General features: G+C 71.1%; 19 protein-coding genes. 7 read left to right on the top strand and 12 right to left on the bottom strand.

The window, feature by feature from the left end; translation table 11 throughout:
- Nucleotides 1-9 precede the first annotated feature (9 nt).
- From F6W97_RS29630 to F6W97_RS29610, 5 genes are all read right to left on the bottom strand, one after another.
- Nucleotides 10-516 carry a hypothetical protein gene (locus F6W97_RS29630; RefSeq protein ID WP_155373836.1) on the bottom strand — a complete coding sequence of 169 codons (507 nt, stop codon included), beginning with the start codon at nt 514-516 and terminating at the stop codon, nt 10-12.
- Between the two features lie 194 nt (nt 517-710).
- Entirely contained in the window at nt 711-4280 is a 3570-nt protein-coding gene (locus F6W97_RS29625) for a PQQ-dependent sugar dehydrogenase (RefSeq protein ID WP_155373835.1), read from the bottom strand.
- 21 nt (nt 4281-4301) lie between these two features.
- Nucleotides 4302-5789 (bottom strand): glycosyltransferase family 2 protein, encoded by a 1488-nt coding sequence (locus F6W97_RS29620; protein WP_230687081.1) that lies wholly within the window; start codon nt 5787-5789, stop codon nt 4302-4304.
- The gene (locus F6W97_RS29615) at nt 5786-8122 is read right to left on the bottom strand and encodes a glycosyltransferase (protein ID WP_230687080.1); all 2337 of its coding nucleotides are present in this window, start codon (nt 8120-8122) and stop codon (nt 5786-5788) included. Before F6W97_RS29615 ends, F6W97_RS29620 begins: the two co-directional genes overlap by 4 nt.
- Nucleotides 8119-8562 carry a GtrA family protein gene (locus F6W97_RS29610; protein ID WP_196279386.1) on the bottom strand — a complete coding sequence of 148 codons (444 nt, stop codon included), beginning with the start codon at nt 8560-8562 and terminating at the stop codon, nt 8119-8121. The genes F6W97_RS29615 and F6W97_RS29610 overlap by 4 nt, the downstream gene beginning before the upstream one ends.
- A gap of 468 nt (nt 8563-9030) precedes the next feature.
- Between F6W97_RS29610 and F6W97_RS29605 the strand changes: the two genes are divergently transcribed.
- Nucleotides 9031-11298, top strand: coding sequence for a rhamnogalacturonan lyase family protein (locus tag F6W97_RS29605; RefSeq protein WP_155373833.1), 2268 nt, complete (start codon nt 9031-9033; stop codon nt 11296-11298).
- Nucleotides 11299-11409: 111 nt separating this feature from the next.
- Here the strand turns inward: F6W97_RS29605 and F6W97_RS29600 are convergent, their stop codons facing one another.
- On the bottom strand, nt 11410-12087 hold the full coding sequence (locus F6W97_RS29600) for a nucleoside/nucleotide kinase family protein (protein WP_155373832.1): 678 nt from the start codon (nt 12085-12087) through the stop codon (nt 11410-11412).
- Nucleotides 12088-12166: 79 nt separating this feature from the next.
- Between F6W97_RS29600 and F6W97_RS29595 the strand changes: the two genes are divergently transcribed.
- The gene (locus tag F6W97_RS29595; protein WP_196279385.1) at nt 12167-12418 is read left to right on the top strand and encodes a DUF1877 family protein; all 252 of its coding nucleotides are present in this window, start codon (nt 12167-12169) and stop codon (nt 12416-12418) included.
- Between the two features lie 49 nt (nt 12419-12467).
- Nucleotides 12468-12929, top strand: a complete 462-nt coding sequence (locus tag F6W97_RS29590) for a hypothetical protein (RefSeq protein WP_230687079.1) — start codon at nt 12468-12470, stop codon at nt 12927-12929.
- Between the two features lie 52 nt (nt 12930-12981).
- Here F6W97_RS29590 and F6W97_RS29585 read toward each other — a convergent pair whose 3' ends face one another.
- From F6W97_RS29585 to F6W97_RS29575, 3 genes are all read right to left on the bottom strand, one after another.
- On the bottom strand, nt 12982-14205 hold the full coding sequence (locus F6W97_RS29585; RefSeq protein ID WP_269059716.1) for an MFS transporter: 1224 nt from the start codon (nt 14203-14205) through the stop codon (nt 12982-12984).
- 244 nt (nt 14206-14449) lie between these two features.
- Nucleotides 14450-15487: an MBL fold metallo-hydrolase gene (locus F6W97_RS29580; RefSeq protein ID WP_155373829.1), complete on the bottom strand. Its 1038-nt coding sequence runs from the start codon at nt 15485-15487 to the stop codon at nt 14450-14452.
- Nucleotides 15488-15515: 28 nt separating this feature from the next.
- Nucleotides 15516-16448 (bottom strand): SDR family NAD(P)-dependent oxidoreductase, encoded by a 933-nt coding sequence (locus tag F6W97_RS29575; RefSeq protein ID WP_155373828.1) that lies wholly within the window; start codon nt 16446-16448, stop codon nt 15516-15518.
- 105 nt (nt 16449-16553) lie between these two features.
- Here F6W97_RS29575 and F6W97_RS29570 point away from each other — a divergent pair, with 105 nt between their 5' ends.
- The 4 genes from F6W97_RS29570 to F6W97_RS29555 all read left to right on the top strand — a co-directional run bounded on the left by F6W97_RS29570 (nt 16554) and on the right by F6W97_RS29555 (nt 19305).
- A complete protein-coding gene (locus F6W97_RS29570; protein ID WP_155373827.1) occupies nt 16554-17129 on the top strand; it encodes a TetR/AcrR family transcriptional regulator in 576 nt (191 codons plus the stop codon).
- 51 nt (nt 17130-17180) lie between these two features.
- Entirely contained in the window at nt 17181-17894 is a 714-nt protein-coding gene (locus F6W97_RS29565) for an SDR family NAD(P)-dependent oxidoreductase (RefSeq protein WP_230687078.1), read from the top strand.
- Nucleotides 17895-17999: 105 nt separating this feature from the next.
- Nucleotides 18000-18584 carry a hypothetical protein gene (locus F6W97_RS29560; protein WP_230687077.1) on the top strand — a complete coding sequence of 195 codons (585 nt, stop codon included), beginning with the start codon at nt 18000-18002 and terminating at the stop codon, nt 18582-18584.
- A 28-nt stretch (nt 18585-18612) separates the two neighbouring features.
- Nucleotides 18613-19305, top strand: a complete 693-nt coding sequence (locus tag F6W97_RS29555; protein ID WP_155373825.1) for an alpha/beta fold hydrolase — start codon at nt 18613-18615, stop codon at nt 19303-19305.
- Here the strand turns inward: F6W97_RS29555 and F6W97_RS29550 are convergent.
- From F6W97_RS29550 to F6W97_RS29540, 3 genes are all read right to left on the bottom strand, one after another.
- The gene (locus F6W97_RS29550) at nt 19289-19975 is read right to left on the bottom strand and encodes a hypothetical protein (protein ID WP_155373824.1); all 687 of its coding nucleotides are present in this window, start codon (nt 19973-19975) and stop codon (nt 19289-19291) included. The two genes, F6W97_RS29555 and F6W97_RS29550, sit on opposite strands and share 17 nt — an antisense overlap.
- Before the next feature lie 182 nt (nt 19976-20157).
- A complete protein-coding gene (locus F6W97_RS29545) occupies nt 20158-20544 on the bottom strand; it encodes a VOC family protein (protein ID WP_155373823.1) in 387 nt (128 codons plus the stop codon).
- Nucleotides 20541-20837, bottom strand: coding sequence for an ArsR/SmtB family transcription factor (locus tag F6W97_RS29540; RefSeq protein WP_230687076.1), 297 nt, complete (start codon nt 20835-20837; stop codon nt 20541-20543). The genes F6W97_RS29545 and F6W97_RS29540 overlap by 4 nt, the downstream gene beginning before the upstream one ends.
- Between the last annotated feature and the right edge of the window lie 36 nt (nt 20838-20873).

The following is a 20873-nucleotide window of genomic DNA, read 5'->3' as shown; positions in this document are numbered from 1 at the left end:
CCTGCGCCGCTACGACGCCTCGCGTGCCGTCGCGTCCACCGGCACCAGGCCGAGCGCACTGAGCAGCGCGTCGACGGCCTCCTCGGCGAAGACGTGTTTCACGGAGAGCACCTCGCCCACGGTCGTGGCCGAGGCCGCCAGGCCCGCCTCGGCCGCCCACCCGAGCATCTGCGTCAGCAGCTCGTCCTGCAGGTACGGCAACGGCGGCGCGCCGTATGCCGCCGCCGCCGTCTCGTTGAGGTACGCACGCCACCGCGTGCCGCCCGGTGTCATGCCCACCACCTCGGCGAAATCGCTGTCGAGCACGAACGCGGACAGCACCGGCCGGCCCGTCTCGGCGACGAGTGCCCGAAGGGTCGCGGCGGGACGCTCGCCGTCACCGTCGAGCTGCACCTGCCACCAGCCGTCCTGGTACGAGCCATGCCACAGCAACTTGACGCCGAACTTGCGCAGCGTCTCGGACTTCGCCGGCGGCAGCTCGGTCTGCCCCACCACTATTCGTCCTGTGTAGCCCATGCCTCATTCCATCGGTCGTCGAGCCGAACCGTCAGGCATGATCCCGTACTTCCGACCGCCGCGCTGCCCTGCCCCGGCCGACGGCGATGGGCGCCTCCGGTCGGAGGCGCCCATCGCGACCCGGCACCTACAGAGTCAAGAAGGGCGCCTTCTTATACGCGGAGCGATAAGAAGGCGCCCTTCCTTCGTCTTGGTCAGGTGAGGGAGACCTGGTCGAAGGTGGTGGTGTTGAGGGTGCTGCCGTTGTGGGAGGTGACGAACAGGCCCGCGGTCGCCGGACCGGTGACGGTTGCCGTGCCGATGGTGGTCCAGGTGGCGCCGTCGGCGGAGCGGTAGGCGGTGACGAGGGCCCCGGTGCGGACCAGCCGCAGCCAGGTGCGGACGCTTCCTGCGCCGCCGTCGACGTCGGCGGTGAAGCCGTGCTGGAAGTGGATGCCGTGCCCGGGGGTGAGGAACACCGCCGCGTACGGCGACATCGCCGTCGTCGATTCTTTGATCATGACGCCGGATTTGGCCCAGTCGTTGGTGCCGGCCTGGGTGAGGACCCGCGCCGTGATGGTGCCGTCGCCGGGTAGTGCCCGGTACACGTAGTGGAACTGGTCGGTGTCGGCCCAGATGTCGTTGCCCGCGCCGGACACCGTCCAGGTTGAGTTGGTGACGCCGGCCGAGCCGAGCAGGGCCGGCGCGCCGACGTCCGTCTGCGACCATCCGGCGGGCAGGGACGGCGCGGCCGCGGTGACGCTGACGTGCTCGAATACGGCCAGGCCGGCCTGCCCTGCGTCGTGCGAGGTGACGAACAGGCCGAGCTGGGCGGTGGCGGGCAGCGCCGGCAGTTGCACCGAGCCGATGAGCGTCCAGGCGTTGCCGTCGGCTGACTCGTGGCCGGTGACGGTGGTGCCGATACGGGTCAGTTTCAGCCAGCGCGGCGCGGCCGAGGCGCTGCCGGCCAGGTCGGTGGCGAAGTTCGCCTGCAGGTGTACGCCGCGCTCCGGGGTGACCGCGAGCAGCGCGTACGTCGCCCCTGCCGCCGTGCCGTCCTTGATCATGAGACCGGCCTTGGCCCACTCCTCGGTGTCCTGCTGGCCGGCGACCCGCGCGATGAGCGTGCCGTTGCCGGTCAGCGGCTGGTGCACGAAGTGGAACTGGTCCGCCTCGCCCCAGATGTCGCCGCCCGCGCCGGTGACGCTGAAGACGCCGCCGATCTCCGTGGCCCCACCGGCGATCGCGGGCGTGCCCACGTCCTGGTGGACCCACGGGGCGGGCAGCGACGGGTCGGCATCGCCGGACACGGTGACGTGGTCGAACGTCGCCGTGGACAGCACCGCGTTGTCGTGCGAGGTCACGAACAGGCCGATGGTCGCGGTCGCGGACAGCGCCAGCTGCGTGGTCCCGATCGGCGTCCAGGCCTGCCCGTCGACGGACAGGAAGCCCTCGATCGTCGCCCCGGTGCGGGTGAGCTTCAACCAGGCGTTCGGCAGGGTGTACGCGAACTCCCCATCGTCCTCGTCGAAGTCGGCCTGGAAGTGCACGCCGTGGTCGGGCGTCACCGCGAGGGCCGCGTACGACGCACCCTCCGTGGCCGACTCCTTGATCATCACACCGGCCTTGGCCCACTCGTAGGTCTCGCTCTGGCTCGTCAGCCGGGCGACGATGGCGCCGTCCCCGACCAGCGGCTGGTGCACGTAGCGGAACTCGTCGGTGGCGTCCCAGATGTCGTGGCCACCGCCCTTCACCGTGAACACGCCGTCGTCGTAGGACGACAGCCCGGCGATGGTGCGGGTGCCGATGTCGTCGCTATCCCACGGCGCGGGCGGCGGGTTGATCTGCGCGAAGTCCACCGTGTACGCGGCGTCCTGGGCGGGCGTGGTGATCACGTGGGTCTGCGCCCCGCCGTCGGACCAGCCGCCGTACAGGTACTGCAGCCCGCCGACCCACTGCGGCGACACCGCGCCGAGGGTGCGCTCCACCCCGACCACGGCCCGCTCGGTCCGGGTGCCCGTGTACGGGATGCCGTCGACCGTGTACTGCAGCCCCGGCGTGGACGCGCCGAACGTTAGCGTCACCAGGTGCGGCCGGATGTGCGCCGACGACGTGTGCTTCAGCCCGCCCGCGTCGGTGACCGTCAGCTGGATCTCGTACCAGGTGGTGTCGATGTTGTCGACGATGCGCGGGATGGTGAAGTTTCCGCCGGTCACCCCGGTGATCGGCCCGAGGAACGGGTGCACGTGCTCGGCATGGTGGAAGATCACCGACCACGAGTAGGCGCTCGCCGGCAGCGGGCCGGAGTCCGGGTCGGTCGCGGCGCCCGCGTATGTGATCACGTTCCCGGCGTCGTAGCCGGACTCGGCGACCGGAGCGGTGATGACGCCGGTGGGACGCCGGTTGCCGACCTGCACCGGCACCGTGGTCGTGTCCGATTTGTCACCGTCGCTGACGCGCAGGGTCACGTTGTGCACCCCGTTGGCCGTGAACGTCTTCTGCGGGTTCGCGGCAGTCGAGGTGGTGCCGTCGGGAAAGGTCCACAGGTAGCTCAGCGGCGTGCCGTCGGGGTCCGCCGATCCGGTCGAGGAGAACTGCACCGGCAGCGGCGCGAGGCCGTTGTCCGGGGTCGCCGTGGCGCGCGCGACCGGCGTGCGGTTGCCGCCCGACGGCGCGATCCGGTAGAGCGCGCCCGGGTAGATGTTCAGCTGGTACAGCGCCCCGTCGGGGCCGGTCGTCAGCTGCACCGGCGTGCCCGCGTCCAGGTCGAAGTCGTGCACCGCGATGACACTGGTGTAACTCGGATCCATGACCAGGTATTTGACGAACCCGAGCGTGTAGTCGCCGAAGAACACGACATGGTCGTACGCGGCCGGGAACAGCTCGCCGTCGTAAACCTCCACCGCGCTGATCGACCCGGCGCTGGCCGGCGGAGCCGTGTGCGGGTAGGTGTACACCGGCTGGGCGTACCCGCAGCCCGCGCACACGCCCTCGGCGTAGGGCCAGCCGTAGTCGGCCCCGCGCTCGATGAGGTTCAGCTCCTCCTGCTCCGAGCCGCCCACGTCGCCGCCGAGCAGCCGGCCCGCGTTCGGCCCGTCGGGCACCACGTCGAAGCGGAACGTGTTGCGCAGCCCGTACGCCCAGATCGCGGGTTCCGCGCCGGGCATGCCGACAAACGGGTTGTCCGCCGGGATCGTGCCGTTCCTGTTGATCCGCAGCACCTTGCCGTGCAGCGTGCCCAGGTTCGGCGCGTTCGGGTGGTAGACGTTGATCCCCAGCGACCAGTACAGCTTGCCGTCGGGCCCGAACCGCACCTCACCGCCGTGGTGGAAGACGTTGGCCTGCTGGTTGGAGCGCAGCAGGATCACCTCGGAGGCGGGGTCGGCGGTGTGCTCGCCGGTCATCGTGAAGCGGCTGAGCCGGTCGAGGTTGTCGGCGTGGGTGTACGCGACGTAGAACCACTTGTTCGTCGCGAAGTCGGGGTCGAGTTCCAGTCCGAGCAGGCCGCGCTCGTCGGTGCTGGCCGTGGGCAGGCTCAGCACCGGCTCGTCGTGCAGCTCGCCGTGGGCGTACAGCCGGATGGTGCCCTTCTTCTCGGCGATCAGGATGGCGCCGTCGTGCGTGAACCGGAAAGCTGTCGGCTCCTCCAGGTCGGCGGTGAGCACGGTCTTGTCGAACTCGGCCGGCGGCCCGGCGTGCGCGGGCAGCGGCGCGGCCGCGCTGACCGCGGCGAGCACGAGCGCGCTCGCCGCGGCGGCGGCCGCGCGTCGGTAGGTGAACGGCATCGGAAGGGGTCCTTCTGTCGGTCAGCGGGGGGCGGGGATGGCCGGCGGCTGGTCCTGCTCGACCAGGCCGTGTTCGGTCAGCTCCCAGAAGTGGCGCCGGCTCGGGCGCATCAGCTGGAACAGGGCCTTGTAGGCGGCGACGCTCATCAGGCCCCAGTACAGGGGCACGCTGAGCATGGCCCGCACGGCCCGGTGCAGGCCGCGCTCCATGCACCCGTTCATCAGGCAGTACGCCATCATCGCGTTGCCGATGAGCATGGTCAGCACGCCGACGTACAGGGTCACGCCGGGGAAGAACGGCTCCAGGTAGCGCGGCCCGAACACCAGGTAGCTCAGCGTCATCAGCCAGAACACCGGGTTGATCAGCGAGGTGACCGTGGACAGCCCCAGCGTCAGGTGCATGGCCAGGGTGCGCTTGGCGCCCAGCTCGCGCCACAGCCGGATCGGGTGGCGGGTGTGCACCAGCCAGGTCTGCAGGTAGCCCTTGATCCAGCGGCTGCGCTGGCGGACCCAGTTGCCCAGCCGGCTGTTGGCCTCCTCCTCGGTGACCGACACCATCATGCGCACGTCCCAGCCCCGCCGGGCGATGCGGATGCCCAGGTCGGCGTCCTCGGTGACGTTGAACGGGTCCCACCCGCCCAGCTCGGCGAGGGCGTCGGTGCGGAAGTGGTTCGAGGTGCCGCCCAGCGGGATGGCCAGCCGGTGCCGGTCCAGGCCGCGCAGCGACAGGCTGAAGTTCGTCGCGTACTCCGCCGCGAAGCACCGGGTCAGCCAGTTCGTCCAGGGGTTCCAGTACTGCAGCTCGGCCTGCACGCAGACGACCCGGTCGGGCAGCACCCGGAACGCGAGCACCGCCTTGCGCAGCTGGTCCGGGTCGGGCCGGTCCTCGGCGTCGTAGATGACGCAGAACTCGCCGACCGCGCGAGCCAGGCCGACGTTGCAGGCCTTGGGCTTGGTCTTGGGCGTCGAGTGCGGGATCAGCACCGTCTCGAACTGCGCGGGCAGGTCCAGGTTGTCCAGCGCCCCTCGGGTCTGCGCGTCGTCCTCCTCGATGAGCAGCAGGATCTGCAGCTTCGCGGCCGGGTAGTCCAGCTCGGTCAGCCGCCGGACCAGGTGCGGCAGCACCTGCGCCTCGCGGTGCAGCGGCACCAGCACCGTGTACACGGGCAGGTCGACGTCGCGGATGACGGCCAGGTCGGCGGGCTGGAAGCGCACCACCGCCGCGCCGCCGGCCCGGAACACCATGGCCAGCTTGAACGCGATGACGGCGACGTACGCGACCGTCACCGCGACCACGGCGAACTGCCCCCACCACAGCGGCGACGGGCCGAGGCCGGTCGTCAGATGCAGCACCAGCAGGGCCGCGATCCCGCCGAGCAGCACGGACGCGGTCACCACCTGGCCCCGGCTGAGCAGGGTCTGGGCGCTGAGCTCCGGCGGCAGCGGGGCCACCTGGCGTGGGGCGGCCACCCGGCTGGGGACGGCGGTATGGGTCGACACCTCGGTCACGGCTTGTCCTTCCGTCGGTAGATGAGGCGGTGCTCGTGCTCGTAGACCAGCGCGTAGTGCTGTTCCAGCTGCCGGGTGCCGTGCAGCTCACGCCACACCTGGTCCTCCTGGCCGGGCAGCGCGCGCATGTAGATCCACTCGATGTCCGACGCGGCCGGGTCGGCCAGCGCCCGCTCCCAGAGCTGGTAGCTGCCCTCGTAGACGATGGCCTCGGTGGGGATGCGCGAGTCGAAGGTGACCGACTCGTTCTCGAACGACATCATCAGCGTCAGCTCGCCGTGGTGGTTGCCGCGCAGCCAGCCCGAGGCGGACGCGTTGGCGGCCTCCCAGGCGCTGTTGCGGAAGTCCCGGGCCTCGTCGAGCGTGATCACGCCGGGCACCGCCAGCGCGGTGGACAGCACGCCCGCGGCGACCACGCCCTTGGCCACCCGCGCCAGCGCGGGCCGGTTCAGCCGCTCGGCCAGCGCCGGAGCCAGGCTCACCAGGTATCCGGCGAACACCGCAGCGGGCAGCAGCATGATCAGTCCGAACCGGACGTTGTACAGCTCGCCGCCGTACTCCCGCACGTGCAGCGGGCGCTGGCCGGAGTAGAGGGCGTACACGAAGAACGCGCCGAACAGCAGCAGCGGGTAGACCGCGACGTGCTCGGCGCGCAGCCGGTGCCGGACCGCGTACGCGATGACGCCGAGCAGGCCGAGGATGAGGCTGACCAGGCCGATGTTGTGCTCGACGGCCAGCCAGTACGTGGACGCGGACACGTCCAGCGAGCCGACGGCCGCCTCGCCCTCCTTGACCCAAAGCGTCGAGTCGGCGTACTCGCCGCTGCGCCAGTACATCGGGTCGCCGAAGATGGCGGTGTTCCACAGCAGCCAGCCGCCGATGCCGGCGAACGCGATGAAGCCGTAGAAGATCAGCGCCGCCTCGACCCGGATGACGTCGCGGTGCCGGCGGAACTCGGTCGTCAGCACCACGATCAGGGCGGCCAGGCACAGCACCCAGCCCTCGTAGCGGGTGACGGTGGCGAACAGCACCGCCGCCGACGTCGCGACCAGGTCGCGGTAGTGCCCGAACCGGCACCACCGGTGCAGGTGGTAGGTGGTGGCGGCGATGCAGGCGAACAGCAGGCTCTCGGTCATCGCGGTGGACTGCAGGTAGAGCGCGTTGGCGTTGACCGCGAACAGCAGCGCCGTCGCGACCCCGGCGAACCGGCTGTCGGCCAGCGACGTGCCGAGCCGGTACAGGTAACGCGCGGTGACCACGAACGCGATCATCGAGATCAGCGCCCCGGCCAGGCCGGATTCGTACAGCCCGTCATGCCATACCAGGGGCAGCGCCAGCAGGTGCGGCAGCGGCAGCCACACCCCGCCGAGCTGGGCCAGGCCCGCCGTCGGGCTCTCCAGCACCCGGCGCGCGATGAGCAGGTGCGAGTTGGCGTCCTTGTACGCCAGCACCGCGTCCTGCTGCAGGAAGTACAGGTAGGCCCCCACGGACAGCGCGGTGACCGCGAGCGTCACCAGCACCAGCGCCGGGTCGGCCGGCCGCAGCAGGCCGCGCAGCCAGCGCTGCTTGTGCGACTCCCGCACCAGCTGCAGGTATACCCCGGCCAGGCTGAGCAGCGAGCGCAGCACCACCAGCAGGTTCGCCCCGGTCTGCTCGCCGTGCACCCGCGGGTAGTGGCTGACCGGATGCTCGATCACCCGGGACCCGCCCACTCTGATCTTGGCAAGCAGCTCCGGCGAGATCGCCGCCGCCTCGCCGTTCAGCTCGACGCCCTCCAGCAGCCTGCGGTCGATCAGCTTGTACGCGCAGTCCACGTCGCGGCTGCGCAGCCGCAGCACGACTCCGCACAGGCGGGTCCAGATCCAGGCGTTCACCCGCCGCCGCCACGGATCGGCCCGGTGCTTGCGGTAGCCGATCACCGCGTCGGCCCGCTCGCGCTGGGCCACCTCCAGGAAGTCCAGCACGTCGGCGGCCCGGAACTGGCCGTCGGAGTCGGTCAGCAGGATGTGCCGCAGCCGGGTGCGCTCCAGCGCGGCCGCGATGCCGCTGCGCACCGCGGCGCCGTAGCCGCGGTTCTGCTCGTGCCGCACCGGCAGGACCCGGCCGGGGTGCGCGGCGGCCAGCTCGTCGAGCACAGTCCCGGTGTCGTCGGGGCTGCCGTCGTCGACGACCACCACCGCGTGCGGCACGTGCGCCGACTCCAGCGTTTGCAGGAAGTCGGTGACCGTCGCGGCGAGGTTCTCGCCCTCCCGGTAGGCGGGCATGACGACCACCAGGCCGTCCTCGTAGGCGGGCAGTGCCCGCACGGTGCTGCGCAACGCGACCTCGGTCACGCCATCATCTCCTCGCGGTGTGCGGCCGGCGGGAGCGCCGTGGCGCGAGCCGGCCGGAAGATCAGGAACTTGCTGACGGCGTACGAGAAGCACGCGCCGATGAGCACGCCGATCGCCGACGCGGACAGCTGCCCGGTCACCGGCTCGGCCGCCACGAAGACGAGCGAGTTCATGGCGAGCGACAGGTAGGCCATGCCCTGGTACTGCCACCACCGGGCCAGCACCGCCCGGGTCCCGCGGGCCGGCCGGTCGCGCCAGGTGAACAGGGAACTCAGCACGAAGTTCAGCTGCGCCGACAGCCAGAACCCGGTGGCGTTGGCGAAGGCTGCCGCCATCCCGGCCCGCTCCAGCGGCACCAGGACCGCGGTCTGCGCGCCGAAACACACCACGCCGACGGCCGCGAAACGCCACCAATGCCATCGCCGAAACAGCGCCGACACAACCATTCCCTCACCTTTTCGGATGCCCGCCGGATAGCCATTCGGCCATCCCTTGAACTAGTTGTTAACGAATTGCGAACCGTTCACTCGTCGTTCGTTTACATTCCACTCGGTGCATGCCGACCAGCCTCGACGTTGATCGCGACGCCAATGTGGAGGCAGCGTCGAATCACGTTACGAGCGACAGGTGACAGCATTGTTGCGAAGCAGTGTCCACAGCAGAGAATGGCCATTCACGCGCTGTCCGGTTTCCGCCATTGACCAATGGCACAGGAATTCGCTATTCCGCGCGCGGAGTAAGGCGTCCGGCCACTTCGGACCCCTCCGCTTGTGGCCATCCATCGACGGGTCTAACATCCCTGTCGGGAGCAGGGCACGCTACCGCGATATGGGCGAAACGGATGCACCGGGCATGCATCCGAGCCAGGCCGGGTCCACCCGGTTTCGCACCCATCCTCGGAGAGGCACATGCCCACTCGTACCCGACGACGGCTCGCGGTGCTCGCCGCCGCCACCGTCACCGTCCTGACCGCGGGCGTCGTGACCGCGGTCAGCGCCCAGGCGGCCGCAGGCTGCCGCGTCGACTACGCCGTCACCAACCAGTGGGGCGGCGGCTTCGGCGCCAACGTCACCATCACCAACCTCGGCGACCCCGTCAACGGCTGGACCCTGACCTGGGCATTCACCGCCGGTCAGGCCGTCACTCAGCTCTGGAACGGCAGCTTCACCCAGTCCGGCGCGAACGTCTCCGTCACCGACGCCGGCTACAACGCCCCCATCGCCACCAACGCGAGCACTGCCTTCGGCTTCAACGCGTCCTGGAACAACGCGTCGAACCCGGCCCCGGCGAGCTTCGCCCTCAACGGCACCACCTGCACCGGCGCGCCCGCGCCGACCTCGGCCGCACCGTCGCCGTCCACATCGGCGTCCCCGCGGCCGTCGGCCTCGCCGTCGGTGTCACCGTCCGCCCCCGCCTCGCCGAGCCCGTCGCCGTCCGGCCCGCCGCCGTCCGGGGCCAAGCAGATGGAGGACCTCAACCGGGGCCTGGTCAGCGTCCGCTCCGGCAGCGCCAACCTGGTCTCCTGGCGGCTGCTGGGCACCGAGTCCTACAGCACCGGCTTCAACGTGTACCGCGCCGGCACGAAGGTGAACTCCTCGCCGATCACCAACTCGACCAACTACCTGGACAGCGGGGCCGCGGCCGACGCCTCCTACACCGTGCGCGCCGTCGTCGGCGGGGTCGAACAGGCCGCGTCCGAGACGTCACTGCGGTTCAGCGGCGGCAACTACCTCGACGTGCCGATCTCCGCACCGGCGAGCGGCTACTCTGCCAACGACGCCTCCGTCGGCGACCTCGACGGCGACGGCCAGTATGAGATCGTCCTCAAGTGGGACCCCGACAACGCCAAGGACAACTCGCAGGCCGGCGTCACCGGCAACGTCTACGTCGACGCCTACCGGCTCAACGGCACCCGGCTGTGGCGCATCGACCTCGGTCGCAACATCCGCGCCGGAGCCCACTACACCCAGTTCCAGGTGTACGACTACGACGGCGACGGCCGCGCCGAAGTCGCCATGAAGACCGCCGACGCCACCCGCGACGGCGTCGGCGCCGTCATCGGCAATGCGAGCGCCGACCACCGCAACGCCGACGGCTACGTGCTGGCCGGGCCCGAATACCTGACCATGTTCAACGGCCTCAACGGCGCGGCCCTGTCCACGGTCAGCTACGAACCGGCCCGCGGCACGGTCTCGTCCTGGGGCGACAGCTACGGCAACCGCGTCGACCGGTTCCTGGCCGGCACGGCCTACCTCGACGGCGTGCGCCCGTCCCTGATCATGTCGCGCGGGTACTACACCCGCACCGTCATCGTGGCCTGGGACTTCCGCAACGGCTCGCTGACCCGGCGCTGGACGTTCGACTCCAACAGCGCCGGCAGCGCGTACGCCGGGCAGGGCAACCACCAGCTGTCCATCGGCGACGTCGATGCCGACGGCCGCGACGAGATCATCTTCGGCGCGATGACCATCAACGACAACGGCACCCCGCTGTGGAACACCGGCCGCGGCCACGGCGACGCCATGCACGTCGGCGACCTGGTCCCGAGCCGGGCCGGGCTGGAGGTCTTCAAGGTCAGCGAGTCGACCAGCCAGCCCGGCTCGTGGCTCGCCGACGCGCGTACCGGCCAGGTCCTCTGGAGCACCGCCTCCGGCGCGGACAACGGCCGCGGGGTCGCGGGCGACATCTGGGCCGGCAGCCCCGGCGCGGAAGCCTGGTCGGCCAGCGACACCACCCTGCGCAACACGGCCAACGGGGCGTCCCTCGGCCGGGAGCCCAGCTCGATCAACTTCCTGGTCTGGTGGGACGGCGACCCGGTGCGCGAACTGCTCGACGGCACGCACATCGACAAGTACGGCACCAGCGGAGACACCCGGCTGCTCACCGGCAGCGGCGTCGCCTCCAACAACGGCACCAAATCCACCCCCGCCCTGTCGGCCGACCTGTTCGGCGACTGGCGCGAAGAAGTCATCTGGCGCACCAGCGGCAACACCGCCCTGCGCATCTACGCCACCACCAACACCACCGACCGCCGCATCCACACCCTGATGCACGACCCGATGTACCGAGTCGCCATCGCCTGGCAAAACACCGCCTACAACCAGCCCCCACACCCCAGCTTCTTCATCGGCGACGGCATGACCACACCCCCGACCCCCAACATCTACCTCCGCTGACGAAGGAAGGGCACCTTCCCATCGCCATACGTAGAGGAAGGTGCCCTTCCAAACTCCTCGGGCGGGTGACCTGCGCTGTTTCGGCGACGGCCGGCTGTGTGCGCCAGGCGCTCAGCCGGCCTGTCGTACGCGCAGGACCGGTGCCGCGAAGTCGGTGTTGTCGACGACCAGGTCGGCACGCTCCTGCGGGCGGACCTCGGCGACGTAGAGCTGCTCACCCGGGATGTACTTGGTGCGGTAGCGGTGCTCAACCTTGGCCGCGTCGCCCATCCACGCCTGGTCACGGGCGATGCCCCGGCTCAGTACGACGTCGAAGCCGATCTCCAGGTAGATCCGCAGATCCCAGTACGGATCCAGCGCCGGGCGCTGCAGGAATGCCCCGTCGGCCAGCAGGATCGCATCGTCGGGCGCGATGTGGACCGGGCCGTCGACGGCTTCGGTGCCGGGCAGGTTCATGACCGCGTCGCGGTAACGGCGGCTGCCGGCCGGGCCGAGCGGCACCAGCAGCTGATCGCGGATGGCCGCGTTGTCCCACGAATCGCGGTAGTAGCTCTCGGGCGAGTCCGGCGGATACTGCGTACGCAGGTCGACACGGCGTTTGAAGTGGTCGATGCCGACCCGGATCACCGGCCGATCGGTGACGGCCCGGACCGCCTCGGCGAGTTCGTCGGTGAGCGTGGACTTGCCCGCCGCCGAGCTCCCGTCGACGCCCACCCGGACCGGATGCGGCCTGCGTACGGCGACGACATGACGGGCGAGCTCAGCCAGCACTTCGGCACGTCGATCCACGACGGTCCCCCTTAGACGCGCGGATGTCGGCCGCCACGCTACCCGCGTCGCCTCGACACCGGCCCCTCCGTCGATCGCTGTGTCGCCGCTCCACTTTGTCGTCAGCCACAACCCGCCGGCCGAGGTCCGCGACGTCGCCACCGCGTTGTCCGACCTCGACATGGACCGGTTCGTCGCGATCTACCGGACGATCGATCCTGAGGAGTACGGCGTGCCGCTCGACGACGGCGGCGGCCTTGAGTACCTGACGTCGAATCTGGCGGATGTCACCGCGTTCTACCTGCGGGCCGCCGAAGCAGGCTGGGTGACGCCGTTCGTCGTGGACCAGTGATTGACCAAGGCGAGCCCACGCTTGGCCGTGCCCGCTACGCTCCTCGGCTGTGAAGGTCTATCGCGCTGCGGTCATCGGCTGCCTCCTGCTGGCGATGACTTCGTGCACGGCCACCGCGTCGCCGCCGACCCGGGCCGGAACCGCATACACGTGCTGCGACGCAGCGGATGTCGACCGGGAGTACCAGCCGGGTCAAACCCTGACCGTGCAATGGATCGTCGTGCCCGGAGAACCCGGCGTCGGCGGCCCGGTCGAACTGCACGCGCGCTTGACCGGGCCGTACGCGGCCGTCAGCGGCCTGAAATCGCCGTCCGGCAAGGACGCTGCGGGCGGTGCCACGTTCACCGCGGAAACGGTCCGCCCGGCCGGTCAGCCCGGGGAGCAGCCGGTAAGCGTCATCCAGATCCCGGCGACCGCCGCGCCGGGCCTGTACAACCTCGTCACGTCGGTCACCGAGCAGTCCGGTTCCCACAGTGGCGCCAGCGTCATCCGCATGGTCGCGAAGACCTGAACCGCGCCGGCGGCCGGGTTGAAAGCCTGAGCATGCGAGTGCCGAGCTGCGCTCATACGGCGTCGGCCTCTTCCCGCCCCGACAGTGCGTCCGGACCCGCAATGCCCCGGTTCGTCTGCGGCGACGTGCGGAACAGCGGCGTCCACAGTGCGGTCGCGGCGGTGGCCGTACACAGTGCGCCCGCCGCGATCAGGGTCGCCGAGGAACCGTACCCGGCGGCCGCCGCGGTCAGCGCGGCCGCGCCCAGCGGGGTCAGCGCCGAGTGCAGGGTCCAGAAGGCCGAGGTGACCCGGCCGAGCAGCGGAGCGGGGGTCACCTCCTGCCGCAGCGACATCGACACGATGCCCGCCACCGCGGTGCAGCCGAGCACGGCGGTCGCCGCAGCGGCCACCAGCGGCACGCGGCCGGCCAGGCCGACGGCGGCCATGGCGACTCCGCACAGCGCCCATGCGCCCGTCCAGGTGGGCGCGAAGCCGTACCGCCCCCGCAGCCTGGTGACCGCGACCGAACCCAGCAGCGTGCCCACGATGCCGACCGCGAGCACGTAGCCGACGGTGCCGTCGCTCTGGCCGAGGTCGTGCTTCAGGCGATAGATGACCACGTCGGTGAGGCCGAAGGTCAGGCTGCTCAGCACGGTCAGCAGCACCGTCAGCGGCCGCAGCAGCGGGTGCCGGGCGATGAACCGGGCCCCGGCGAGCAGCACGTCCATCGGCCGCTCGCCTTCCGCGGGGCGGGTGGGCCCGCCGGTGGGCCGCAGGCGGAGCAGGACCAGCACCGCCGCGGACACGGCGAAGGTGGCCGCGTCGAACGCGATCGCCGTGGTCGGGCCGAACCGGCCGGACAGCAGACCGGCCAGGGCCGGGCCGACGAGGTACGCCGTGGAGGATGCCGCGAACAGGCGGCTGTTGGCGCGGGTGATCTCCTCGGCGGGCACGAGGCTCGGCACGACGGTCACATGTGCCACCCGGAAGACCATGCCGAAGGCGCTCGCCAGCGGCAGCACCAGGTAGAGCAGCCACGCCTGTGGCCCGGCGAGCCAGGCCAGCGGGATGCTCGCGTACAGCAGGAGTCTGGCCAGGTCGCAGCCGACGAGCAGGCGCCTGCGGTCGAAGCGGTCCACGACGACTCCGGCGAACACGCCGGTGACCAGCGCCGCCGCGCCACCGAGCGCGGTGACCACGCCCATCTGCGCGACCGAGCCGGTGGTGTGCAGGACGAGCAGCGGGATCGCGACGTACGAGAACGAGTCCCCGAGGGCGGACATCGTCTGCGCCACCAGCAGGGGCCACAGGCCGCGCCCGCGTTCGGTGGCCGGGCTCGTCTCCGTCAGCGCCGCCTCCCCCCCGTCGGTTCGCGCCCTGAACGTACCCGGGGGCGTGCGGCCGCGGCACCGGGCAAACGTCCGGGGCTGCCCGGCCGGACGCACCAGCGGCCGCGGACGGCCTGCTCAGCCGGTGGATGCAGTTAAGAAGGGCACCTTCTTATACGCGGAGCGATAAGAAGGTGCCCTTCCTTCGTTCTCAGCCGAGGGCTTGCCACCAGGGGTCGAGGGGTGGCGGGGTGGTGACGTCGACGCGCTCGCCGGGGCGGGGGACGGCGAGGTTGACGTTGTGGGCCTTGGCTTCGGCCCAGAGCCGGTCGACGGGCTCGGTCCACGGGTGCAGGGCCAGGTTGAAGGTGGCCCAGTGGACCGGGATGAGCAGGTCGCCGCGCAGGTCGAGGTGGGCGGCGACAGCCTCCTCGGGGAACATGTGGATGTCGGGCCAGCCCTTGTCGTACGCGCCGATCTGCATCAGGGTCGCGTCGAAAGGACCGTGGCGTTCGCCGATGGCGGCGTAGCCGTCGAAGTAGCCGGAGTCGCCGGTGTAGAAGACCCGGCGCTGCTCGCCGGCGATCACCCAGGAGCTCCACAGGGTGCCGTTGCGGCGCAGGGTGCGGCCGGAGAAGTGGCGGGCCTCGGTGGCGGTGAGGGTCAGGCCGGCGACGTCGGCGCTCTCCTCCCAGTCCAGCTCGATGATCCGGGAGTCCGGCACGCCCCAGCGTTCCAGGTGCGCGCCCACGCCCAGCGGCACCAGGAACGGGGCCTGCTGGCTGCGGGTCAGCGCCTGCACGGTCGGCATGTCCAGGTGGTCGTAGTGGTCGTGCGAGATGACGATCGCGTCGATCCGGGGCAGGTCGGCCAGCGCGACGGGCATCGGGTGCAGCCGCTTCGGGCCGATGCCGGGAGTCGGCGAGCACCGGTCGCTCCACACGGGATCGAGCAGCACCCGGGCGCCCTCTATCTCGACCAGCACGGTGGCGTGGCCGTACCAGGTCAGGTGCAGCCCGTCGGCAGAGGTCGCGGGCACGCCGGTGACCAGGGGCACCGGGGCGCTCGGGCGGCGGCGCTCGCCGCCGGTGAGGAACTCGCGCACGCTGGGACGGCTCTCGCCGCCGACCATGGTGCGGGTGGGCGTGCTGTTCTGGAAGGAGCCGTCGCGGAAGTGCGGCGACTGGCGTACCCGCTCGGCGCGGGCTCCGCTGGGTGTGGCGCCCAGCGCGGCGAGGATGGCCGGCATCTGCGTGTCCTTAGTGGTGGGTGGTCGGTCAGACGGGGAAGGTGACGCCGGTGAGCTGCAGTGACTCCTGCCAGAGGCGGCGCTGGGCGAGCTTGTCGTGCGAGCGGGCGGTGGAGCCGACGCGCTTCGGGAAGCCTTTGATCTCGCCGAGACCGTCTGGTCCGTAGTATTCCCCGCCGCGCACGAGCGGGTCGGTCGCCGCGCGCAGCGTCGGCAGCGCGCCCCGCTCGGCGCTCTGCGTGACCAGCGAGCCGAGCAGCGGGTACAGGAACCGGATCAGCGGCGGGGAGTTGCGGATGAGTTCGGTGCCCGCGCCGCCGGGGTGGGCGGCGACCGCGGCGGTGTGCGCGGCGACGGTCTCCAGGCGGCGCTGCAGCTCGTATGTGAACATCAGGTTGGCCAGCTTCGAGGCCGCGTAGGCGCGGTGGCGGCCGTAGGACTGCTCGGACTGCAGGTCGTCGAAGTCGAGCTGCCCGGTGCGGTGGCCCATGCTGCTGATGGTGACCACGCGGGAGCCGACGACCGGCAGCAGGCGGTCGAGCACCAGTCCGGTGAAGGCGAAGTGGCCCAGATGGTTGGTGCCGAACTGCAGCTCGAAGCCGTCGGCGGTGGTCGAACGCGGCGGCCACATCACGCCCGCGTTGTTGACCAGCAGGTCGATCTCGGGGTGGCGGCCGCGCAGCTCGGCGGCGGCCTCGCGGATCGACGCGAGCGAGGACAGGTCCAGGCGCAGGAACTCGGCGCGGGCGCCCGGGGCCGTCGCGGTGAGCCGGGCGAGCGCGTCGCCGGCCCGGTCGGGGTTGCGGCAGGCCAGCACCACGGTCGCGCCGCGGGCGGCGAGCACCTTGGCGGCCTCGAAGCCGATGCCGGTGTTCGCGCCGGTGATCACGGCTACCCGGCCGGTCTGGTCGGGCACGTCCGCGGCGGTCCAGCGGCCCGCCCTGGTGGCTGTGGCGTTCATGGCGTCTCCTCGGCGTGCATATAATCGGAACGTGCGCCCCACTTACTATACGGAACGTGCGCCCCGGTTAGCCAGTGACCCACGTCTCCCCCGCCGGGACGCACGATGACGAGCACCTCCGGCGCGGCACGGCCACTGCGCGCCGACGCCCGCCGCAACCGTGCCAAGGTGCTGCAGACCGCCTACGAGGTCTTCGCGGCCGAGGGCCTCGGGGTGCCCATCGACGAGATCGCCCGGCGGGCCGGGGTCGGCGCGGGCACCGTCTACCGGCACTTTCCCACCAAGGAGGCGCTGTACCAGGCGATCGTGGTCGACCGGGTGGAGCACCTCGTCGGCACGGCCCGCGAGCTGGCCGAGTCCGCCGACCCGGGGGAGGCGTTCTTCGGCTTCTTCGACCTGATGACGACCGCGGGCGCGACCGACAAAGGCCTGGTCGACGCGCTGGCCGGGGAGGGCTTCGACATCGAGGCCGCGATACCCGAGCACGAGCAGGCGTTCAAGGACGCGATGCGCGAACTGCTGGTCCGCGCGCAGGCCGCCGGCGCGGTCCGCGCCGACGTCACGGTCGCCGACGTCAAGACCCTGATGGTCGGCTGCCAGGCCATGCAGCGCTACGGCGGGGACACCGCGCCGACCCGCGTGCTCGAAGTCGTCCGGGAAGGGCTGCGCCCCGCCCGCTGAAACCCCGGCATGTCGCCCCGGGCGGGCCGTCAAGCGGGCAGGATGGGGCACGTGACGCAGGATGAACCCAGGATCGTCGTGGTGACCGGCGCCAACCGGGGCATCGGCCATGAGGTCGTCCGCCAGCTGTACGCACGCGGCGACACGGCCGTGCTCGGCTCCCGCGACCTGGCCAAGGGGCTCAGCGCCGCCGAGGAGCTCACCGCCGCGACCGGCCCCGGGCAGGTCGTCGCGCTGCGGCTGGACGTCACCGATCCGATCGCGCTGCGGGCCGCCGCCGCCGAACTGGGCGAGCGCTTCGGGCGGGTGGACGTGCTGATCAACAATGCGGCCATCCTGTACGACACGTGGCAGACCCCGACCAGCGCCGACCTGGACGTGGTGCGCTCGGCGCTGGAGACGAACCTGTTCGGCGCGTGGCAGACCGCGCTGGCCCTGCTGCCGCTGCTGAAAGCCGGGCACAGCCCGCGCATCGTCAACGTGTCCAGCGAGAGCGGCTCGCTGACGAGAATGGGCGACGCCACACCTGCGTACTCGGTCTCGAAGGCCGCCCTCAACGCCCTCACCAGGCAGCTGGCCGCAGGGCTCGCGGCCGACGGCATCCTCGTCAACTCCGTCTGCCCCGGCTGGATCGCCACCGACATGGGCGGCTCCGGCGGCGGCCCGATCGCCGACGGCGCGGCCTCCGTATTGTGGGCCGCCGACCTGCCCGACGACGGCCCGACCGGCGGCTTCTTCCGCCACGGCAACCCCCTGCCGTGGTGAGCACCCGCCGCGGCGGGTCGGCGTAGGCTGCGCGGCGGGAATCCGGCACTCACCCCCGCAGCCGAGGGCCGGCCCTGGGCGCCGAGCCGGAAGAAGTGGGGATGCGTGACGGAGCGCGACTACTGGGATCCGCTGCCCACGGCGCGTGCCGCCGTGGGCACGCCATACGACGACGGCCCGTACCGGAAGGTGCTCGTGGCGCCGTTGGACACGACCTTCCGCGGCGTCTGGTCCGAGCGGAACTGGCGCAACGTCCCCGGCCCGTTCTACGGCGCCCAGACGGACACCTGCTTGACGGGCCGCCTGCATGCTGCGGATCTGGTGCTCTACGACGAGGGCGGACAGGAGTTCGTCTACCGGCAGCCCACCGATCAGGCTGCCGTGTACCGGCTGCTCATGGCGGCCGAGGAGGAGACGTTTCTCGGCTATGGGGCCGACGGCGACGACCACTGGACACCTGACGCGGTACGTGCCTGGTGGCGTGACCGCGGCCGTGTCCTGGAGTCCATCCGCCAAGGCCGCGACGAATGGCGGGACGGCACGCACCGGCTGGAACGGGACCAGTTCGCCGGACTCGCCGAATACCGGCGCTACATCGAGCACGGCCTGGAGGACCACCTGCGCCGCTACTCGTTCTGGCTCGACCACCGGAGGGACCGCCGGCCCGGGGAGACGCTGCCCGACCTGTGAACGGAGCCGGGCGGGATAGGTTCGGCTGATGAACCACTACGAGCACGTCGATGTCGGCGGGGTGCGGCTGGCGTACCGGACCTGGGGCGAGCCGGACGCGCCTCCCGTGGTGCTGCTGCACGGGATCGGCGGCGGCGGGCCGGGCGACTGGGACACCGTCGCGGAACATCTCGCCGACCGGTGGCGGGTGTACGCCGTGGACCAGCGCGGCCACGGACGCGCCGACCGCACATCTGCCTACGCGATCGACCTGCTCGTGGCCGATGTCGCCGGGCTGCTGGACGCGCTCGGGCTCAAGCGTGTCGCCCTGCTCGGGCACTCCCTCGGCGGCGTGGTGGCGTACCTGTTCGCGGCCCGGTTCCCGGAGCGGGTCGAGGCGCTGGTCGTGGAGGACGCGGGGCTGATGTACCCGCGCACCCCCGTGCCGCCGCAGCGCCCCGAAGGCGAGCTGTCCTTCGACTGGCACGCCGTGCTCGCGCTGCGCTCGCAGATCGACGAGCCCGATCCGCGCTGGCGCGACGAGGCGCGCGGCATCACCGTGCCGACGCTGCTGGTCTCCGGCGGCCCGGCCAGTTACGTACGCCAGGAGACGATCACCGAGCTGGCGCAGGCCCTGCCGCACGGCGAGCTGACCGTCATCGACGCCGGGCACATGGTGCACCAGGACCGGCCGGCCGAGTTCGTCGCCGCCGTACGGGAGTTTCTCACTTCCCGTACGTGACGTAGTCCTGGTCGTCGTCGGGCGGGTTGCCCAGGCGGCAGATCCGGCTGTACTTGGCCAGGACCAGGCGGCCGTCGCGGGCGTCGGACTCGTCGTCGAAGACGTGCAGCACGTTGTCGTCGTCCTTGACCCGCCAGCCCTGCCCGCCGCCCATGTCGTTGACCTGCAGGTTGCCCCGGTCGTACGAGGAGCAGGCGTCGTCCTCGCCCGGGATGGTGGTGCGCTTGCCGGACGAGTCGCGCCAGTAGTCGAAGATGTAGGCGTTGGCGTCCTCGCGGTCGTTGCCGCGACCGATGAAGCAGTGCCGCTTGTAGCGCTGTGCCAGGGCCAGTCCCTGGTCGCCGATGTTCTCGCCGGGGCCGCCGTGCAGTCGCGCGACGATCTTCGAACCGTCCATGACCTGGTGGATGCCGGCCTCGTACTGCACGGTCAGGTTGTTCGGGTTGTAGGAGACGCAGTCCGACGGCGACGGCCACGACGGCGCGGCGGGCGACGGGCGCGCGGAGGAGCGCGCGGGTGTCGGGGTCGCGGACTCGGCCGGGGCCGCCGTCGGGCTGACCACGCTGGAGAAGGTGGGCGCGGTGACCGGGTCGTCCTTGTCGGAGCCGCAGGCGGTGCCGGCGGCCAGCACGAGAGCGGCGGTCAGCAGAAGGCGAGGGGTACGGCGCATGCCGGCAGCGTAGGCGTGCCCGCCCGCCACCTCAGTCGCCTAACCGTCTCCGCCACCGGTTCGCGCCAATCCGACACCCGTGCCGAAGATCGTCGGACTTGCCTGGCACATGGGCGAAAGGCACTGCAAGATACGCACAGGTGCCAGGCAAGTCGAGCGACCTTGGGGGCCCACGGGCCGGGTCAGCTCAGGTGGGCGATCTGGATGAGGTTGCCGCAGGTGTCGTCGAAGACGGCGGTGGTGACGACGCCCATCTCCAGCGGGGCCTGGGTGAAGACGACGCCGAGCTTGGTCAGCCGCTCGTACTCGGCGTGCACGTCGGGCACGGCGAACGAGGTGTACGGGATGCCGTCGTCGACCAGCGCCGTCTTGAACGGCTTGGCCGCCGGGTGCTGGTCGGGCTCCAGCGACAGCTCGACGCCGTCCGGGTCCTCCGGCGAGACGACCGTGAGCCACCGGTACTCCCCAGCCGGGAACTCGGTCTTCTTCACGAAGCCGAGCACGTCGGTGTAGAAGGCCAGAGCTTTGTCCTGGTCGTCGACCATGATGCTCATGACGTTGATCCTCATGGGTTCTCCTGTGGTTTGTTCCGGATCCAGCGCTCGGCGATCTGCTCGAGCGGGCGGGTGTCGAGGGTGTGGAACTTGTAGCGCCCCTCGCGGCGCGTACGCACCAGGCCGGCGGCCTCGAGCAGCTCCAGGTGCTGCGAGATCGCCTGGCGCGAGGAGGTGAGCTGGTACTTGCCGGTCAGCCGGACGCAGATCTCGAACAGGGTCTGGTCGTCGCGTTCGGCCAGCTCGTCGAGGATGTACCGGCGGGTCGGATCAGCCAGTGCCTTGAAGACGTCGCCCACGTCAGCCACTATAGGCAAGTAACCACTTGCCTATCAAGCCGACGC

The organism is Catellatospora vulcania (genome assembly GCF_009720385.1).
Taxonomy (GTDB): domain Bacteria; phylum Actinomycetota; class Actinomycetes; order Mycobacteriales; family Micromonosporaceae; genus Catellatospora; species Catellatospora vulcania.
Note: the sequence above shows the minus strand (reverse complement) of the source record. Positions and strands in the feature narration are given on the sequence as shown.